The organism is Bordetella genomosp. 8 (assembly GCF_002119685.1).
Lineage (GTDB): Bacteria > Pseudomonadota > Gammaproteobacteria > Burkholderiales > Burkholderiaceae_B > Bordetella_C.
The window spans coordinates 2,465,222-2,483,463 of sequence record NZ_CP021108.1 but is presented as its reverse complement, the minus strand read 5'-3'; the positions used below and the strand labels follow the sequence as shown (position 1 = coordinate 2,483,463).

The 18,242-nt window shown below is 65.1% G+C and carries 16 protein-coding genes; 9 read left to right on the top strand and 7 right to left on the bottom strand.

Annotated features, from left to right (window positions below):
* Nucleotides 1-148: 148 nt before the first annotated feature.
* Nucleotides 149-1,351, bottom strand: coding sequence for a pyridoxal phosphate-dependent aminotransferase (locus tag CAL12_RS11275; RefSeq protein WP_086064556.1), 1,203 nt, complete (start codon nucleotides 1,349-1,351; stop codon nucleotides 149-151).
* A gap of 186 nt (nucleotides 1,352-1,537) precedes the next feature.
* Here CAL12_RS11275 and CAL12_RS11270 point away from each other — a divergent pair, with 186 nt between their 5' ends.
* Nucleotides 1,538-2,608, top strand: coding sequence for a LysR family transcriptional regulator (locus tag CAL12_RS11270; protein ID WP_232464783.1), 1,071 nt, complete (start codon nucleotides 1,538-1,540; stop codon nucleotides 2,606-2,608).
* Here CAL12_RS11270 and CAL12_RS11265 read toward each other — a convergent pair.
* From CAL12_RS11265 to CAL12_RS11255, 3 genes are all read right to left on the bottom strand, one after another.
* Complete coding sequence (locus tag CAL12_RS11265; RefSeq protein WP_086064555.1) at nucleotides 2,595-3,575, bottom strand: Bug family tripartite tricarboxylate transporter substrate binding protein; 981 nt, start codon at nucleotides 3,573-3,575, stop codon at nucleotides 2,595-2,597. The two genes, CAL12_RS11270 and CAL12_RS11265, sit on opposite strands and share 14 nt — an antisense overlap.
* An 81-nt stretch (nucleotides 3,576-3,656) precedes the next feature.
* On the bottom strand, nucleotides 3,657-5,300 hold the full coding sequence (locus CAL12_RS11260; RefSeq protein WP_086067826.1) for a hydantoinase B/oxoprolinase family protein: 1,644 nt from the start codon (nucleotides 5,298-5,300) through the stop codon (nucleotides 3,657-3,659).
* A gap of 29 nt (nucleotides 5,301-5,329) precedes the next feature.
* Entirely contained in the window at nucleotides 5,330-7,438 is a 2,109-nt protein-coding gene (locus tag CAL12_RS11255) for a hydantoinase/oxoprolinase family protein (RefSeq protein WP_086064554.1), read from the bottom strand.
* Between the two features lie 259 nt (nucleotides 7,439-7,697).
* Between CAL12_RS11255 and CAL12_RS11250 the strand changes: the two genes are divergently transcribed.
* The 8 genes from CAL12_RS11250 to CAL12_RS11215 all read left to right on the top strand — a co-directional run bounded on the left by CAL12_RS11250 (nucleotide 7,698) and on the right by CAL12_RS11215 (nucleotide 14,655).
* Nucleotides 7,698-8,441, top strand: a complete 744-nt coding sequence (locus CAL12_RS11250; RefSeq protein WP_086064553.1) for an IclR family transcriptional regulator — start codon at nucleotides 7,698-7,700, stop codon at nucleotides 8,439-8,441.
* Nucleotides 8,442-8,485: 44 nt separating this feature from the next.
* Nucleotides 8,486-9,229, top strand: coding sequence for a glutamine ABC transporter substrate-binding protein (locus CAL12_RS11245; RefSeq protein ID WP_086064552.1), 744 nt, complete (start codon nucleotides 8,486-8,488; stop codon nucleotides 9,227-9,229).
* A gap of 8 nt (nucleotides 9,230-9,237) precedes the next feature.
* A complete protein-coding gene (locus CAL12_RS11240; RefSeq protein ID WP_086064551.1) occupies nucleotides 9,238-9,906 on the top strand; it encodes an amino acid ABC transporter permease in 669 nt (222 codons plus the stop codon).
* Nucleotides 9,903-10,673, top strand: a complete 771-nt coding sequence (locus CAL12_RS11235) for an amino acid ABC transporter ATP-binding protein (RefSeq protein ID WP_086064550.1) — start codon at nucleotides 9,903-9,905, stop codon at nucleotides 10,671-10,673. Before CAL12_RS11240 ends, CAL12_RS11235 begins: the two co-directional genes overlap by 4 nt.
* A complete protein-coding gene (locus CAL12_RS11230; RefSeq protein WP_232464781.1) occupies nucleotides 10,666-11,328 on the top strand; it encodes a HutD/Ves family protein in 663 nt (220 codons plus the stop codon). Before CAL12_RS11235 ends, CAL12_RS11230 begins: the two co-directional genes overlap by 8 nt.
* Nucleotides 11,325-12,716 (top strand): formimidoylglutamate deiminase, encoded by a 1,392-nt coding sequence (locus CAL12_RS11225; protein ID WP_086064549.1) that lies wholly within the window; start codon nucleotides 11,325-11,327, stop codon nucleotides 12,714-12,716. Before CAL12_RS11230 ends, CAL12_RS11225 begins: the two co-directional genes overlap by 4 nt.
* A gap of 60 nt (nucleotides 12,717-12,776) precedes the next feature.
* Nucleotides 12,777-13,610 carry an N-formylglutamate deformylase gene (gene hutG, locus CAL12_RS11220; RefSeq protein ID WP_086064548.1) on the top strand — a complete coding sequence of 278 codons (834 nt, stop codon included), beginning with the start codon at nucleotides 12,777-12,779 and terminating at the stop codon, nucleotides 13,608-13,610.
* A gap of 76 nt (nucleotides 13,611-13,686) precedes the next feature.
* A complete protein-coding gene (locus tag CAL12_RS11215; protein ID WP_086064547.1) occupies nucleotides 13,687-14,655 on the top strand; it encodes an alpha/beta hydrolase in 969 nt (322 codons plus the stop codon).
* Between the two features lie 52 nt (nucleotides 14,656-14,707).
* Here CAL12_RS11215 and CAL12_RS11210 read toward each other — a convergent pair whose 3' ends face one another.
* Genes CAL12_RS11210 through CAL12_RS11200 form a run of 3 tightly spaced genes read right to left on the bottom strand, consistent with a single transcriptional unit; the run spans nucleotide 14,708 to nucleotide 18,035 of the window.
* Nucleotides 14,708-15,562 carry an IclR family transcriptional regulator gene (locus tag CAL12_RS11210; RefSeq protein ID WP_086064546.1) on the bottom strand — a complete coding sequence of 285 codons (855 nt, stop codon included), beginning with the start codon at nucleotides 15,560-15,562 and terminating at the stop codon, nucleotides 14,708-14,710.
* Between the two features lie 47 nt (nucleotides 15,563-15,609).
* Nucleotides 15,610-16,368: an SDR family NAD(P)-dependent oxidoreductase gene (locus CAL12_RS11205; protein WP_157792961.1), complete on the bottom strand. Its 759-nt coding sequence runs from the start codon at nucleotides 16,366-16,368 to the stop codon at nucleotides 15,610-15,612.
* On the bottom strand, nucleotides 16,365-18,035 hold the full coding sequence (locus CAL12_RS11200) for a flavin-containing monooxygenase (RefSeq protein ID WP_157792960.1): 1,671 nt from the start codon (nucleotides 18,033-18,035) through the stop codon (nucleotides 16,365-16,367). The genes CAL12_RS11205 and CAL12_RS11200 overlap by 4 nt, the downstream gene beginning before the upstream one ends.
* Nucleotides 18,036-18,242: the final 207 nt, after the last annotated feature.

The following is an 18,242-nucleotide window of genomic DNA, read 5'->3' as shown; positions in this document are numbered from 1 at the left end:
GAAATTAAGTTGTAACAAAACGACATTGATGAGCATAATGTCGCAGGAAGATTACGAACTCTATCGCCCTAATAAACAAAATCTATGGTTTCATCCTGTAAGAAAACAACGGTCATAGAGCACGGCTCCTAACCGATATGTGACGGCCTCAATCCAGCTTGGCGCATGCGCGACGCAATCGTTCGCACCCAGCCTCGATGGCATCCATCGACGCCGCGAAGGACAAGCGGAAGTGCGGCGACACCCCGTAGGCCGCGCCTTGCAGGACAGCGAAGTCTTCCTCTTCCAGCAGGTACATGATGAAGTCTTCGTCGTTGACCAGCGTCTTGCCCTGTGGCGTGCGGCGTCCGATCAATTCCGCGCAGGATGGAAACGCATAGAAGGCGCCCTCGGGAACATGGCAGTGGATGCCCGAGATGCCATTCAACGCGTCCACCAGGAAATCACGGCGCTGCTGGAAGATGGCGGTGCGTTCCTTGATCACGTCCTGCGGGCCTACCAAGGCTTCACGCGCCGCCGCCTGGCTGATCGACGACGGATTGGACGTACTCTGCGATTGCAGCTTGGTCATGGCCTTGACCAGTTCCACGGGTCCTCCCGCATAGCCGATCCGCCAGCCCGTCATCGCATAGGCCTTCGATACGCCATTGACGGTCAGCGTGCGTGCTTTCAATTGCGGCTCGACCTGCGCGAGCGTGTTGAAGCCGCGCCCGTCATACAGGATGTGCTCGTACATATCGTCCGACAGCACCCATACATGCGAATGGCGCAGCAGGACCTCGGCGAGGTCCTTGAGTTCGTCCGCCGAATAGGTCGCGCCGCTGGGATTGTTCGGCGCATTCAGTATCAGCCAGCGTGTGCGCGGCGTGATGGCTCGCTCCAGCGCATCGGCACGGAGCTTGAAGCCATCTTCGACGCGGGTAGGCGCGAAGACAGGTGTGGCCCCCGCCAACAGGGCGATATCAGGATAGGACACCCAGTAAGGCGCCGGGACGATGACTTCATCCCCTTTCCCTACGGTGCACATCAAGGCATTGAAAATCACCTGTTTGCCGCCCGTACCGGCGATGATTTCCTCCTTGCGGTAGTCCAGGCCGTTCTCCCGCGCGAACTTGTGGGCGATGGCTTCCTTGAGTTCTGGCGTGCCGCCGACGTCCGTGTATTTGGTGCGGGATTCCGCCATGGCACGCCCGGCCGCTTCGATGACGTTCGCCGGCGTATCGAAATCCGGCTCGCCGGCGGTCAGGCCCAGGATGTCGCGCCCGCTCGCGCGTAGCTCGCGCGCCCGCTGTCCCGCCATGGAGCTGGGAGAAGGCTTGATGCGATTGACCCTGTCTGCGAGTAAGCCCATGTCTAAGTCCTTTGCGATGGATAGCGGCCGCACGTGCGGCCGCGCTGCACTCGCGCCGCACCCGCGCCCGTCGGCGAGTTGCTGGAAAGAAGATCGAGGCATTCTAGGAACGCGATTTCTTCACAACAAACGATTAGTTTTTATTGTTTATTCGTTTTCACCAATATATGATCCACGCAGCCCGATATGCGTGTGGACAACGCCGAGGCCGCCTGCAAGGGCTCCTACGATCGCACGCAAAGGAAGAACGAGATGCTGCGCAATATTTCCCTGCGACACCTGCGATGTTTCGTGGCGGTGGCGGATGCGGGCTCGTTCACGGTGGCGGCGTCGCGCCTGTTCCTTACCCAGTCGTCCTTGACCGCCACCATCCAGCAGTTCGAGGAAACCATAGGCGTGAAGCTGTTCGATCGCAGCACGCGCCGCGTCGCCATGACCAACGAAGCCGTGCGCTTCAAAGTGGAAGCGGAAAAAATACTCAGCCACTTCGACGGCGCGCTGAGCGATTTGCAGGCATTCTCGCAGGGGCGCCAGGGCCACATCCGCATCGCGGCGGCGGCCTCGGTCATCGAGCACTTCCTGGCCGACGCCGCCCATGCCTTCAAGCAGGAATACCCCGATACGACGATCTCATTGCGTGACGCCGGTGCTGAACTGGTGGAGACCATGGTGGCTGGCGGAGACCTGGATTTCGCCGTGACGAGCCGGCACCGCGGGCACGACGACCTGGTCTATACCCCTTTACTCGAGGACCGCTATGGCGTGGTGTGCGACGCACGGCATCGCTATGGCGCCAGCCGCAAGCCGCTGCGCTGGTCGGATCTCGATCCCGCCGACTATGTCAGCTTTTCCTCGGACACGGGCATCGGCGCCTTTCTTCGGGAAAACGTACAACGCCAGGATATGTTCTCCGGCGTGCGGGACGAGATCTCCAGCACCACATCGCTACACGCGGTGCTGCGGCTGGGGGCCAGCTATGCCATCATTCCCGCGCTGGCGGCCGGCATGGGGCAGTTCGCGCCTTTCGTTTTCCGCGAAGTCATCGGACCTCGGCTCTCGCGCGAGATCTGCCTGATCAGCCGCAAGCTGCGGGCCCTGTCGCCCAGCTCCACCCGCCTGCTGGAATTCATGCGCCGGGCCATCGACGAACGGCCCCTGCCGCCCGGTGTGAGCGCGCTTCCAGGCAAGGCACAACGAGAAAAGCCGGCGCCGGCCAAGGGCCAACGCCGGCGCAGCTCGATGGCTACTCCAGCTTGATGTCGGCCTTGTCGATCACCTGCTTCCATTTCGAGGTTTCGCTACGCATCAGGTCGCTCAAGGCCTGAGGCGGGCCGCCCGCCACCTCGAAGCCCAGGTCCTGCAACTTCTTGCGCGTGTCGGGCTCATCCAAAGCCTTGTTGAAGGCTTTGTTCAGCGTGTCGATGATCGCGGGAGGCGTGCGCGCGGGCGCCAGGAAACCGTACCAGCCGATCAGCTCATAACCCGGCACGCCCGATTCGGCCACGGTCGGGATATCCGGATAGGCCGGCAAGCGTTTGGCGGTCGTCACCGCCAGTGCACGCAACTGGCCGGTTTTTACCAGCGGCATGGATTCCGGCAGGATGGCGAACATGTAGGCGGTCTGGCCACCCACCAGGTCCGTCAACGCGGGCGCCCCGCCCTTGTAGGGCACGTGCGTCGCATGCGTGCCGGTCAGCCATTTGTAGAGTTCGCCGCCGAGATGGGCTGGCGTTCCGGCGCCGGACGAGGCATAGCTGGCGCCGCGGCCAGGCCCTTTGAGCCACTCGGTCAGCTCCTGCACCGTCTTGACAGGGACCTTGTCGTTCGTCACCACCAGGCTGGGCAGCATGGTCGCCAGGACGATGGGCGCGAAGTCCTTCTGTGGATCGTAGGGCAGCGATTTGTACAGGCTTTGATTGACGGACAGCGCCGTGGATGTGCCTAGAAACAGGGTATAGCCATCGGGCTCGGACTTCGCCACGAAGGACGCGCCGATATTGCCGCTCGCGCCCGGACGGTTCTCCACGATCACGGTCTGGCCCAGCGTTTCGCCGACCTTCTGGCCGAGCATGCGCGCCAGGACGTCGGTCGATCCGCCCGCCGGATAAGGAACGATCAAACGGATCGGCTTGACCGGATAGGCAGGCGCGGCCCAGGTGGCCGGCGACATCAATGCCGCCATTAAGGACATGGCGCCCATGCGCCATTTCAACGCTGTCTTCATGTGCTTTTCCCTTGTATCGACCGCTTGAGCGGCCTGGTTGATATGCCGGGTCCGTGGCGGCATGGCGACCGCCGGATGGACTCAGCTTGCCGAGATATAGCCCTGCGCGATATCCCTTGTCCTTGCCGCCGCATCCCGCCGCGCGGCGTCGCCGTAGCCGCCGCCGCCGGGCGTGCGCAATATCACCTCATCGCCGGGGTGCAGCACATGCGGCCGCCGGCTGTTGATGACTTCGCCGTTGATCATGACCTGGCCCAACGCGCCGTCGCCACCGCCCCCGAGGCCAGGCGCGGCGACACGCAGGCGTTCGGTCAGGAAGACGACGGACAGTGGCGCGTGATGCCGGCTGACGAAGCAGATCTCCTGCCCCAGGCCGCCACGCCATGCGCCCTGACCACCCGAGTCGGGCCGCAGCCGCTTGTACTTGAAAAACAGGGGTGCCTCGCGCTCCGCGACTTCAATGGGCGTGGCCGAGATATTGCTGGGCCAGGACATGACGGATGCGCCGTCCTTGCCCTCGGTGCCGCCCATGCCGCCGTTATAGAAGAGCACCGTCGCAAAAGGCCTTCCGTCTTCGCGCGTACCGCTCAGGTTGGCGATCCACAGCGGCGAACCTACGCCGGCCATGACCTTGTGCGGCAGGATTCCGTACAGGGCACCGAAGATGACCGTCGGCACATAGTGTCCCGTGCACGCACGGCCGCCTACCGGCGCGGGCATGCGCGGATTCAGGATGCTGCCTTCCGGCGCCGTGATCTTGATCGGCCGGAACAGGCCGTCATTATTGGACAGCTCCGGCAGCAGCAGGCTCTTGATTGCGTACACCGTCATCGCGCTCGTGTATGCCAGAACGCAATTGATGCCGCGCGGCTGCTGCGCCGACGTACCGGTGAAGTCGCATTCGATGTCTTCATCGCCCACGCGGACCTTGACCTGATACTGGAAGCGGTTCTCGAAGCCATCCGTCTCCATCGAGTAGTGGTACTCGCCGTTCGGCAGGGCCCGTATGGCGCGGCGCATGGCGATTTCACTGCGCCGGAACAATGCCTGCGCCAGTTCGTCGATACCGGCCAGGCGGTATTCGTCCAGGATTGCGCCCAGGCGCCCGCCGATCAGCTCCACCGCGCCTACTTGCGACCAGATATCCCCCACTGTCTGCTGCGGCGTACGCACATTGGTACGGATCAGGGACAGCAGCGTCTCGTCGGCCTGGCCATCTCGCAACAGCCGCATCAATGGAATGTGAAACCCCTCCTCGAACAGTTCGCGCGCATCGACGGAGCGGATCTTGCCGCCGATGTCCGGCACGTGCGCCGCGGTGGCCGCGAAGCCGACCAGCGCGCCGCCATGAAAGACGGGCTTGACCAGGCTCACGTCGTTCAAATGGCCGGTTCCTATCCACGGGTTATTGGTGATGTACACATCGCCATCGCGCATCTCCCGCGTGCCGAAGCGTTCGATCGTCGCCTGCACGGTGCGTGGCAGGGTGCCTATGAAAGACGGAATGCTGCCGCTGTTCTCCGCCAGGGCGCGCCCGGCGGAATCGGTCAGCACGACGGCAAAATCGTTGGCCTCGGTGGATAGCGTGGAAAAGGAGGTGCGCACGATGAGCTTGGCGGCCTCGTTCACCACCGACCGGATCCGTGTCCAGAAAACCTCCAGAAAAATAGGATCCGCTGATTCGGCGTGGCCGGCTGAGGCGCGGCCGGCTGAGGCGTGGCCCATGTCGTCGTTATCGTTCATGCCGCTGCTCTTCATGCCTGCTGCTCCTGTATCGTGACGATCAAATTGCCGCTGGGAAGCTGGCGGACATGGCCACGTGGGCCCACGACCAAGGTAGACCCATCGTCCTCGATCAGCATGGGGCCGCTTCGATCGAAGCCGGGATGCAGGGTGTCCCGCTTATAGACGGGGGTCTCGACGAAACCGCCCGATTCGCGGAAGTAGACATCGCGTCGGCTGACCGGCTGGATATCCGCTCCGGTTTCCATATCGGCATGCGCCAACTGTTGGCGCGGCGGCGCCGTGGCGCTGACCCGCAGATTGAGCAATTCGATCGGCACGTCCGGCGGCGTGCGCCCGAATTTTTCGCGATAACCGGATTCGAATGCCTCCACCAGCCGCAGGCGTACCGTATCGCTGTCAGCGGCCCCGGTGCCCGCGTACGGCCCGGCGGGAAGATCCACCGTCAAGCTGAAGCCCTGTCCGGCAAAACGGCCATCGGCGCTGCGATGCACGGACACCGGCCCGAAGGCCGAATCCAAGGGGCGCAAGGACTCGGTCGCGTTGTGCTCCAGCTGCGCATAGGCGCGTTCCAGATCGTCCAGGCTGTCCGATGCGGGCCGCACGTTGACCGTGCGGGACCGGTCGGCGCGGGCGGGCGCGACCAGCAGGCCGTAGGCCGAGGCAACGCCTGCCGCTGGCGGGCAGATGATCGTACGGACGCCTATCTTCTGCGCGACGTAGTAGGAGTGCAGCGGCCCGCCTCCGCCCGTGCAGAGCAGCACGAAATCGCGCGGATCGCGACCGCGTTCCGCGACGTGTACACGTGCCGCGCCGGCCATGTTCTCGGCAACGATGTCGTGTATGCCCCACGCGACGTCGATGGCCCGGTGTCCGAGTTCCTTGCCCAGTGCATCGATCGCGCGGCCGGACAGTTCCGCGTCGATGGACATCGTGCCCCCAGCGAAATACGCGGGATTCAGATACCCCAGCAGCAGATTGGCATCGGTGACCGTGGGCTGGCCACCGCCGCGTCCATAGCAAACCGGTCCCGGCTCGGATCCCGCGCTGTGCGGTCCGACCTTCAACAAGCCCAGCGCGTCCTGGCTGGCGATGCTGCCGCCGCCGGCTCCGATCTCGATCAGGTCTATGGTGGTGATGCGTATGGGCAGGCCGCTGCCTTCGGCGAAGCGCTTTTGCCGCGCGGCCTCGAAGCCGAAGGAAATCGAAGGCTGGCCGTCTTCCACCAGGCAAAGCTTGGCCGTCGTTCCGCCCATATCGAAGGCCAGCAGATCGGCCTGGCGATCGAGTGCGCTATAGCAGGCCGCGGAAATCGCGCCGGCCGCGGGGCCGGACTCCAGGAGTTCGATAGGTATCCGTTTGGCCTCCCCCAGATGGGACAGCCCGCCATTGGAGAGCATCATCAGGATGTCCGCGTGCAGGCCGAGGTCCCGCAGGCGGCGCTGCAGCCTGTCCAGGTAGCGGCTCGCCAACGGCTTGATATACGCATTCGCCGAGGTCGTCGACATGCGTTCGAACTCGCGTACCACCGGCGCCACCTCGCTGGACAGCGTAATGGCCAGATCCGGGTAAGCGGCGCGCAGGATGGCCCTGACCTGCCGCTCGTGGGCGTCGTTGGCATAGGCGTGCAGCAGGCAGACCGCGAGGGACTCCACGCCCTCGTCCACCAAGTGGCGCACGGCCTGCACCACCTCGTCCGGGTCCACCGGCGCGACTTCGACGCCGCGCGCGTCCAGGCGGGCACCTATCTCGGCCCGCAGACGGCGTTCGACCAGCGCCGGCGCGGCCTCTATCCGCAGGTCGTAGAGGTCGTACTTGCGCTCATGGCCGATTTCGATCACGTCCTTGAATCCGCTGGTGACCAGCAGCCCGGTCTTGCAACCGCGGCGCTCGATCAAGGCGTTGGTGAACAGCGTCGTGGCATGAACGATACGCGTCACGGCGGCGGGCGCGATGCCGCACGTGGCAATGATGCGGCTGACGCCATCGGCGACGCCCTCGGCGGGATCACCGTGCGTCGTCAGCACTTTCAGGCTGTGCAAGGCCGCGGCCCCGTAATCCAGCGCCACGATATCGGTGAACGTGCCCCCGATATCTATTCCGATCGCCCAACCTGCCACTTCGATCTCCTGTAAGCCCTTGTCGTTGCAGGGATCATAGGAATCGTTATTGATTTATTCCAATGAAAAATACCGAACGAATTTTCGTCGTAAACGATAAATTATCAGCGTTGCGCCATAGCGGTGCGCTGTGCACGGCCTTATGCGCCAAAATGGGACACGATCGGGGCCCAGTCCCCGCAAAACGCGCCGGCCATTCCCATTTCATGGGAATCCCGACTTGGCCCGAAGGACTGCTCTACCCCATACTCGCGACATCATGCATGCCTCCACGAACATTCCCGCTTCGCAGGACCGCGTCCTGTTGGTGCTGGCCACCCTGGCGCAGTGGAATGGTCCCGTGACGGCGCAGCAATTGGCCGATGCCACCGGTTTGCCGCGCAGCTCGCTGTACCGCCAACTGGCCCGGTTGAAGCACTGGGGTTTCGTGCAGGAAGAAGATGGCAGCTACGCGCCAGGTCCCATGGGCCTGCAACTGGCGCAAGGATTCGACGCCAGTTCCAACCTGGTCCACATGGCGCGCATGGACATGCAGCGGCTGGTCCACCAGTCCAATGAAAGCGTGGGCCTGATCGTGGCGGTGAACGACCGCGCCATCTGCCTGGACATGCTGGAAAGCCCGCAGGCGCTGCGCTGTTCCTTTGAGAAAGGCCGCAGCGTCGCCCTGCGCAAAGGCGCCACGGCGAAATGCCTGCTGGCACACCTGCCTGCCGCGCGCCGCGACGCCTTGCTCGATGCATGGCAAGGCGAGCCACCCGACCCGCAGTTGCCCGATCGCGAAACGCTCGCCGCCATCCGCAAGGCCGGATACGCATGCAGCCAGAACGAAATCGACGAAGGCGTGTGGGGTGCCAGCGCACCGCTTTTCGGGCCCGCCCAGCGCCTGGCCGGCTGCCTGACCCTGATGGCGCCGACATCGAGGGGCCTGGCGCGCGCCGACGAACTGACCCAGATGGTGGTAATAGCCGCCGCACGTGTTTCCCGCCTGCTCAACCTGACCTGACCTTTTCCCCGGACGTCCGCGTCCCGATTTCCAAGGAGCCTTGAATGAAAGCCCTACGTCGCCGCGTCCTGCAAGCCGCGCTCGCCTTGAGTCCCCTCCTGTGGTCCGCCACCCCCGCCCATGCCGACGACGTGATCCGCGTGGTCACGGATGCCACCTTCCCGCCCATGGAGTATGTCGACAACGGCAAGTTGACCGGCTTCGATATCGAACTGACGGAAGCCCTGGCCAAGGCCATGGGCAAGAAGGTCGAATGGACCCAGATCGACTTCAAGGGGCTGATCCCCGGGCTGGTGGCCAAGCGCTACGACATGGCCGTATCGGCGATCTACATCACCGACGAACGGCGCAAGGTCGTCGACTTCGGCGATTCCTACTACGCGGGCGGCCTGGTTGCGATGGTGAAGGCCGACAACAACACCATCAAGACGCCCAAGGACCTGGAAGGCAAGCAGGTCACCGTGCAGGTCGGCACCAAGTCGGTCGGCTACCTGAAGGACAACTATCCCGGAGTGAAGCTGGTTGAAGTGGAAAAGAACGACCAGATGTTCAACCTGGTCGCCATCGGCCGCGCCGATGCCGCGGTAACCGGCCTGCCCGCCGCCTACCAGTACGTACGCACCCGCGGCGGCCTGAAGGTGCTGCCCGAGCAACTGACGACCGAAGCGTATGGCATGGCCGTGCGCAAGGACCAGCCGGAACTGACCGCCAGTCTGAACAAGGCGCTGGCCAAACTGAAGGCCGATGGCACCTACGACGCCATCGTCAAGAAGTGGTTCAGCAACTGAGGCCCTGAATGGATCTGGATTTCTCTCCGGTCTGGGCCAACTGGCCCGACCTGGTGCGAGGCGCGGCGGTCACGGTGGAAATCGTCTCCGTGTCGCTGCTGTGCGGTTGCGTGATCGGGCTGCTGGTCGGCATCGGCCGGCTCGATCCGCGCCGCCGCGTCGTCTACGGCCTGTGCTCCACCTACGTGGCCGCCATACGCGGAACGCCGCTGCTGGTGCAGCTGTTCATCCTGTTCTTCGGGCTGCCGCAGTTCGGCATCATGCTGCCGGCCTTCGTCTGCGGCACCATCGGGCTGTCCGTCTACAGCGGTGCCTACGTATCGGAAATCGTGCGGGGAGCCATCCAGTCCATCGACCGCGGACAGGTGGAAGCGGCGCGGTCGCTGGGCATGCCGGGACGCATGGCCATGACCAGCGTCGTGCTGCCGCAGGCATTCGTGCGCATGATTCCGCCCCTGGGCAACGAATTCATCGCGCTGATCAAGAATTCGGCGCTGGTGTCCCTGCTGACCATCCATGACGTGATGCACGAAGGACAGAAGATCATCTCGGTGTCCTATCGTTCACTGGAAGTCTATCTGGCCATCGCGGTGATTTACTTCATATTGACCGGCGTGACGACGTTCCTGCTGCGGCGTATCGAGCTGCGCCTGCGTGCGGGAGGAATGGTGCAATGAGCGCGAACACGCAACAACCCATGGTGCGCATACGCCAGCTCACCAAGGCCTATGGCGACAATGTCGTGCTGCGCGGCATCGACCTGGACGTCCTGCCTTCGCAGGTGGTCGTGGTGATCGGGCCCAGCGGATCCGGCAAGAGCACGCTGCTGCGTTGCTGCAACGGGCTGGAGCTGGCGCAAGGCGGCGACATCGAGGTCTGCGGCCAGCCGCTGCTTGCCTCAGGCCGCATGCTGCCCGATGGCCGGCTGAACAAGCTGCGCGAAGAAGTCGGCATGGTGTTCCAGTCCTTCAACCTCTTCGCGCACCTGAACGTACTGCACAACATCACGCTGGGTCCGCGCAAGCTGCGCGGCATCGGCCGCAAACAGGCCGAGGAAGAAGCGCGCACGCTGCTCGAGAAAGTCGGCCTGGCGCACAAGGCCGACGCCATGCCCGCCAGCCTGTCGGGCGGGCAGAAGCAGCGCGTGGCCATCGCCCGCGCCCTGGCCATGCGGCCGCGCGTCATGCTGTTCGACGAGCCGACGTCGGCGCTGGACCCCGAGCTGGTGGGCGAAGTGCTGAAAGTCATGAAGATGCTGGCGGCCGAAGGCATGACCATGATGGTCGTCACCCATGAAATGGCCTTCGCGCAGGAAGTGGCCGACACCGTGGTGGTGATGGACGGCGGCGGCATCATCGAAGCCGGGCCGCCGTCGCGGATCTTCACCGCGCCGACCCAGCCCCGCACACGCGAATTCCTGCAGGCGGTACTCAAACGTGCATAGTCCCATCGTATCGAACGCGGACATCGATCCGGTACCGTTTCGCCTGGCCGATGTGCCGGCGCAGCCGTGGAAGAACGGCGGCGGCCTGACCAGGGAGATCGTCTGCTGGCCTCCCGGCGCGGGCATGGAAGACTTCCTGTGGCGCATCAGTGTGGCGCGCATCGACGCGGGCGGGCCGTTCTCCAGCTTCGCCGGCGTGGATCGCATCATTACCCTGCTGAGCGGCGCGGGCGTGGTGTTGCGCGGCGGCTTCAAGGCCGGCGAACATGACTTGACCACGCCGCTGGCGCCCTTCGCGTTTCCCGGTGACGTCGCTGTCGACTGCACGCTGCAGGGCGGCGCTTCGGAAGATTTCAACGTGATGAGCCGGCGCGGAACGGTGCAGGCCGACGTGCAGGTCATCGGCAGCCACGCCATCGTGCCCAGCGCGGCATCCGGCCTGCTGCTGGCCGTGGGCAGTTGCTGGGAAGTGGAGCGTGACGACGGCAGCCAGCACGTACTGGAACCCGACGAAGGCCTCTGGTGGGCACGCCAACCGTACGCATGGCGCGTGCGCTGCACCAGGAAGCAAGCCCCCGTCGATACGGGACTGATCGTGGTGTCGATCGACATGCCCGCGCCGCGGGACGCCACAGTACAACAGGAAGCGACATGAATCACCCAAGTACCCTGTGGGCCGCCGACGCACTCTTGCCGGAAGGATGGGCGCGTGGCGTCACCCTGTCCTGGGATGGGCAGGGACGACTCACGCGGGTCAGCAGCGGCACCGCCCCCGAACCGGGACAAGGCCAGGCTGCCGGCCCGCTCGTTCCCGGCATGCCCAATCTGCATTCGCACGCGTTCCAGCGCGGCTTCTGCGGCCTGACCGAATATCGCGCCCAGGCCGCCGACAGTTTCTGGAGCTGGCGCGAACTGATGTACCGCTGCGCGGGCCGCATCGATCCGGAGCAGGCCGAGGCCATCGCCACCTGGCTGTATGTGGAGATGCTGGAAGCGGGCTACACCAGCGTGTGCGAATTCCATTACCTGCATCACGACGCCGACGGCCGGCCCTATGCGCAGGGACCGGAAATGGCGCTGGCCATCCTGCGCGCCGCGGAGCGCGCGGGTATCGGCATGACGCTGTTGCCCGTGCTCTATCAATCGAGCGGCTTCGGCGGCGCGGCGGCGAACGAAGGCCAGCGACGCTTCCTGCACGATACGGACGGCATGCTGCGACTGCTCTACGCGCTGAAACCGGTTTGCGATGCCCAGGGCGGACGGCTGGGCCTGGCGCCGCACTCCTTGCGCGCGGTACCCCCGGCCTCCCTGGCCGAGGCGCTGGCCGGGCTGGACGCGCTGGATCCCACCGCCCCCATCCACATCCACATCGCCGAACAGGTGAAGGAAGTGGAAGACTGCATCGCGTGGAGCGGCCTGCCGCCCGTGCGCTGGCTGCTCGAGCATGCCCCGGTGGGACCGCGCTGGTGCCTGGTCCACGCCACGCATATGACGTCCGACGAAACGCTGGACGCCGCGCGCAGCGGCGCCGTCGCCGGACTTTGCCCCACAACCGAGGCCAATCTGGGCGACGGACTGTTCGACATGGCGAACTGGCGCGCGGGCGACGGACGCTGGGGCGTGGGGTCGGACAGCCATTCCACTGTGAACGCCGCCGAGGAATTGCAGTGGCTGGAATACGGGCTGCGCCTGACCACGCGGCAACGGAACGTCATGGCCGATGCCGCGCAGCCGCACGTCGCCACCGCGATGACGCTGGCCGCGGTGGCGGGCGGCGCGCAGGCCGCCGGCCGCGCCGTCGCGGGTTTCGCCGTGGGCCAGCAAGCCGATTTCCTGGAGCTCGATCCGGGCCACGTCGCCCTGGCGGGCCTGCCCGCGCAGGACATGTTGTCCGCGCACGTCTTCGGCAGCCATCGCACGTCCGCGATAGGCAAGGTCTGGGTCGCGGGCAGGCTGCGCGTACAGGAAGGCCGGCACGCATTGCGCGACAGCGCCGCGGCCGCGTTCGTCGAGGTGCGGCGCGCGCTGGTCACGGATCGCTGACACCGACCGGACGCCGGGCGCCGGCTCGCTCGAACGGTCATTCAACATCTGGAGGAAACGATGTCTCAAGCCATCACCGATCGTCCCGTTTTTACCTTCCGGCAAGGCACCGCGCCGATGCTGGTTTCCATGCCGCACGTCGGCACCTACCTGCCGCCCGCCATCGCGGAACGCCTGACCGACGAGGCGCGGCAGGTTCCCGATACCGATTGGCACCTGGAACGCTTGTACGACTTCGTCGTCGGCATGGGCGCATCGGTGCTGGTGGCCACCCATTCGCGCTACGTCGCCGACCTGAATCGGCCGCCCGATGGCAGCAGCCTGTACCCGGGCCAGAGCGTGACCGGCCTCTGCCCCGTCGACACCTTCGACGACACGCCGCTGTATCGCGATCCCAAGGATGTCCCTGACGATGCCGAGGTCGCCTTGCGCCGCGCCCAGGTCTGGCAGCCCTATCACGACAAGCTGGCGCAGGAACTGAACCGCCTGCGCGACCAGCACGGCGTCGCGCTGCTGTGGGATGCGCACTCGATCCGCTCGGTGCTGCCGCGGTTCTTCGAAGGCAAGCTGACGGACCTGAACCTGGGCACGGGCAAGGGCAGCGCCTGCGCGCAGGACATCGCCGAAGCCGTGGCCACGGTGGCGCGCGAAGGCGAGCCGGAGGGCTACACCAGCGTATTGAACGGCCGTTTCACCGGCGGGTACATCACCCGCAACTACGGCAAGCCGGAACAGGGTATCCATGCCATACAGCTGGAAATGACCCAGTGCAGCTATATGCAGGAGGCGCTGCCCTTCGACTATCTGCCCGAACGCGCCGAGCGCGTGCAGCCGCTGCTGCGGCGCATGGTGCAGACGGCCTTCGACGGCGTGACGCGATCGCGGAAAGCCTGAGCTGACGCTATTGGCATGGGCAGGGTCATCTTGTAGAGTGGATCACTCCACTCTACAACCGCGGCAGGTGTATTCCATGGCGTACGACCCCGGCATCCAGGACTATGTAGACCGCACCCGCAAGGCCCTGGCGGAGATGGGCGAGCTCGGCGCCTTGACCCTGGCACAGCGGCGCGCGCGCGCGGATCGACAGGCCGCGCTGATCAGCGAGCCCTACCCCGCGTCCCTGGACGTCACCGATACCTACATCGTGCTGCCTGGCCGCGAAATACTCGTGCGCGTGTACAGGCCGCGCGCCGACGCACCGCTGCCAGCGATCGTCTATCTGCACGGCGGCAGCTTCGTCGCCGGCAGTCCGCAGGGACACGACTTCATTACCGCCAGCCTGGCCGCGAACACCGGCGCGCAGGTGCTGAGCGTGCATTACCGCCGCGCGCCGGAAAATCCCTATCCAGCGCCCACTGAAGACGCTTATGAGGCCCTGACCTGGGCGGCGCGCGAAGCGGACATGCTGGGCATCGATCCCGATCGCCTCGCCGTGGCGGGCGACAGCGCGGGCGCCAATCTGGCGGCGGCCTGCGCCCTGCTGGCCCGCGATCGTGGCGGTCCCCGGCTGCGCATGCAGGCCCTGGCCTATCCGACGCTGGATGCGGACCTCGACACCCCGAGCTATCTGCACAATACCCAGGACGCCTTCCTGACGCGTGAAGGCATGGCGTACGCGCTGGAATCCTTTCTGCCGGCTTCGGCGGCCGCCCTGCGCGACGACGGCTATGCCTTGCCCATGCGCGCGGCGAGCCATGCGGGACTGCCGCCTGCCTATCTGCTGCTGGCGGATCACGATCCGCTGCTGGACGACGGCAGGCGCTATGCCGAAAAGCTGAGCGCCGCGGGAGTGCCGGTGGACATGCGCATCGGCGTGGGGATGATCCACGGCTTCCTGCGCGCGCGCCGGCTCAGCGCGGCGGTGGACATGGAATTCCACCGGATGTGCAAGGCCTTGCGCGTGGCGCTGGCGCTGCCGGAGCCGGCGCAACGCTGGTGATTGCCGCGGTCCAGGACTGGAGCACGACCGCGCCACGCGGGCGACGGTTCGATCATTCCAGGCGCAGGCGTCCCAGCTCCGGGGACATACGGTCGGCGAAGGCCAGCATGGCTTCGGCCACTTCCGCGATCTTCTGTTCGGTCATGGTGTAGCTGAAATTGACCGCCGTCAGGACCAGCGTCAAAGGCCCCGCCTGGGAGAAGATCGGGACGGCGATCTGCGTCAGGCCGCGCCTTCGGTCACCCGAATCCAGGGCGTAGCCGCGCGCCCGTGTGGTTTCGATACGCTGGAGGTATTCCTCGAAGGCGGGTTTGCGAAACCACTCCGTCTGCCCATACGCCGACTCCACCAGTTCCGGGGTGGCCCCGGAGAAGGCGGCCATGACCAGGCCCGATGCCCCCGAGAAGCGTGGCGACCGGCGGCCCATGCTGAAATAACTGTCGACGCGAAAACCGCCGCCGACGAAGTCGAGCAGCACCAGGTCATAGCTCTTTTCGACCTTCGCCAGCGCGACCGTCACGCCTACGCGTTCCGCCAGTGAAAACATCTCCGGCCGGATCACATCCAGCAAGCCGCTGGTGCGCAGGACGCCATGCGCGAGTTCCAGGACCATGACGCCTATGCTGTAGGTCTGTTCGCGTTCGTTATAGGCGACCAGGCCTTCGCGCTGGAAGGTACGCAGGATGTTGAATGCCGTTCCGCGATGCAGGCCGGTTTCGCGCGCGACCTCGCTGGCCCTTTGGGGACGCTGCGCCTGATGCAGCGCCCGCAGGACCGCCAGTCCGGAAACGATCGCGCCCACGGGCTTGCCTACGACGCGTTCGGCGCCGTCCGCGCTCCTGGGTTTTCCGGAACGGGCAGGCTTGTCCGATTGCGGTTCAGCCTCGAGTCCGTACTCAGTACTCACGATGAAATCATTCCTGTCACAGGGTCGTTGCGACTATAGCAGCTCAGTCAGCGCGCCATCGCCATGCCGGCGGTCGATCCGCCATCCACGGCGATGGTCGCGCCGGTGATGAATGACGCATCTTCAGAGCACAGGAAGGCGATGGTCCGCGCGATGTCGGCTTCCGTGCACAGGCGGCCGAGCGGCGTGGTTGCCGTCAGGTGAAAGCCGCCCTGCGCGGAACCGGCGATGAACTTTTCGGTCATCGGCGTCTTGAGCATGCTGGGACAGATGCAGTTCACGCGTATCTGCCTGTGCGCGACTTCCAGGGCCAGCGTACGCGCCAGGAACTGCAACGCGACCTTGGACGCCGCGTAGGCGCCGTTACCCGCCTTGGGGCGCAGGCCCGCCGACGACGATATTGCGACGATTGCGCCGCCGGTATCGGGGAAGTGCGGCAAGGCAGCCTGGGCGCAGCGCCAGAAACCCCTGGCGTTCACGTCGAAGGTGAGGTCGTAGACCTCGTCCGTCATATCGGCGAGCGTCGCGGGAAGCAGCACGCCCGCGGTGAAGACCAGCGCATCGATACCGCCATGGCGGGCGGCCCCGTGGGCGAAGGCTGCGCCCAGGCTGTCGCGCTCCCTGACGTCGGCTGGCACGCCGCTGACGCGGCCTCCGGACCTGGCGAGCGCGGCCTCGGCCTGGCTCACTTTTTCGGCATCGACGTCGACGATGGTCACGGCGTCGCCATGTTCGAGAAAATAGCGGGCGGTCTCCAGGCCGATGCCGGACGCGCCACCCACCACGAATATGCTTCGCACCGTCATATCCCGGCCTCCGCATCCACCCTGCTTTTCCGCAGGTCGAAACCGCGATAGCCGTCGGCGACGACCTCTTCGCATGTCTTGATGTACGCGGGAAGGCCGGCGACATAGGGCATGAAGACGCGCGGCTTGCCGGGGATGTTGGCGCCGACATACCAGGAGTTGGTCGCCTGCGGGAAAAGCGTCCCGTTGGCTACCTCGTTGACATGCCGTACCCAATCGTCTTCGGCCTGGGACGTCGGCTCTATCGTGTCGATGTCGTGCTCGTCGAGATAGGTCAGGCAATCCGATATCCACTCGACGTGCTGCTCGATCGCGGTGACCATGTTGGCCTTGACCGAAGGACTGCCAGGGCCCGTCACGATGAACATGTTCGGAAAGCCGTGCACCATGAGGCCCAGGTAGGTCGCCGGCCCGGTGCGCCATTTTTCACCCAGGCGCTCGCCGGCGCGTCCGACGATGGATATCTCGTTCAGCGCGCCAGTCATCGCGTCGAAGCCGGTCGCGAAGGCGATGATGTCGACTTCGTATTCGGCTTCGGTGGTGCGCAGGCCTTTTTCGGTGATCTCCTGGATGGGCGTGCGTCTGGCGTCCACCAGCTTGACGTTGTCCCGGTTGTAGCTCTCGTAGTAGTCCGTGTCCACGCAAAGCCGGCGCGACCCGATCGGGTGATCGCGCGGCGTCAGGATTTCGGCCGTTGCGGGATCCTTGACGACCGCGCGGATCTTCTCGCGGACGAATGCCGCGAGGCTTTCATTCGCCTCCGCATTGCGCATGAGATCGGTGAACGCGCCCATCATGCGGGCGCTGCCGCCCTTGGCCCATAGCCGTTCGTAGAGGCGCAGCCTGTCCTCGCGTGGCATGTCGAGGGCGGACATGGTGGGAATGGCGACCCGCGACATGCCGGAGGCCTGCTTGCGCGCGGCCTTGCGCAGCGCCGGGTAGTTGGCCTTCTGCTCGCGTTCCTCGTCTTCCGGCATGGGATGGTTGTTTGCGGGCACGCTGAAGTTCGCGGTGCGTTGGAAGACGGTGACCAGGCTTGCCTGCGCGGCAATCCTGGGCAGCATCTGCACGCCGGTGGCGCCCGTGCCGATGAGCGCGACGCGCTTGCCCGTGAAGTCCACGCCCTGGTCCGGCCAGCGGGCTGAATGATGCCATTCACCCTTGAAGCGCTCGATGCCGGGAATGTCCGGAACACGTGGCGCCGACAGATTGCCGCTGGCCATGATGCAGAAGCGCGCCTCCACCACGGGGCCCTTGTCGGTCGAGACCCGCCACACCGCGCGGTCTTCGTCGTAGCGCATGCCGGTCACCCGCGTCTCGAAGCGTATGTGCTGGCGCAGGTCGAAGCGGTCGGCAACGTGGTTGAGGTAGGCCAGGATCTCCGGCTGTTCGGCGTAGCGATGCGACCAGCTCCATTCCTGCTGTAGCTCGTTGGAGAACGAATAGGAGTAGTCGAGGCTTTCGACGTCGCAGCGCGCGCCCGGGTAGCGATTCCAGAACCACGTGCCGCCCACCCCGCTTGCCGCCTCGATGCAACGCACCTGAAGCCCGAGCTTGCGCATGCGGTGTATGGCATAAAGCCCGCCGAATCCGGCGCCGACGATCAGGATATCGACGTGTTCGGCTGAACCGGACGGGAGCTCTGGGGGTAGTTGGACTTCGGACATGTCTCCTCCTGTGGATGTTCGTGTGCCGGAAGAACGTGCCGGCCGTATGGGCGACGGGGCCCGTGTCGCTTTCTGGCCATGGTAGGACAAGCACGTTTCGTTTGCAATAGGCTACCCATGTTCTCTATACAGAACGTCATAGGTATGTGCGCCTGTTGGTATTGCCGTGACTGCGGACGTCACACGGCCTTCGAGCCCGCCGAGGTG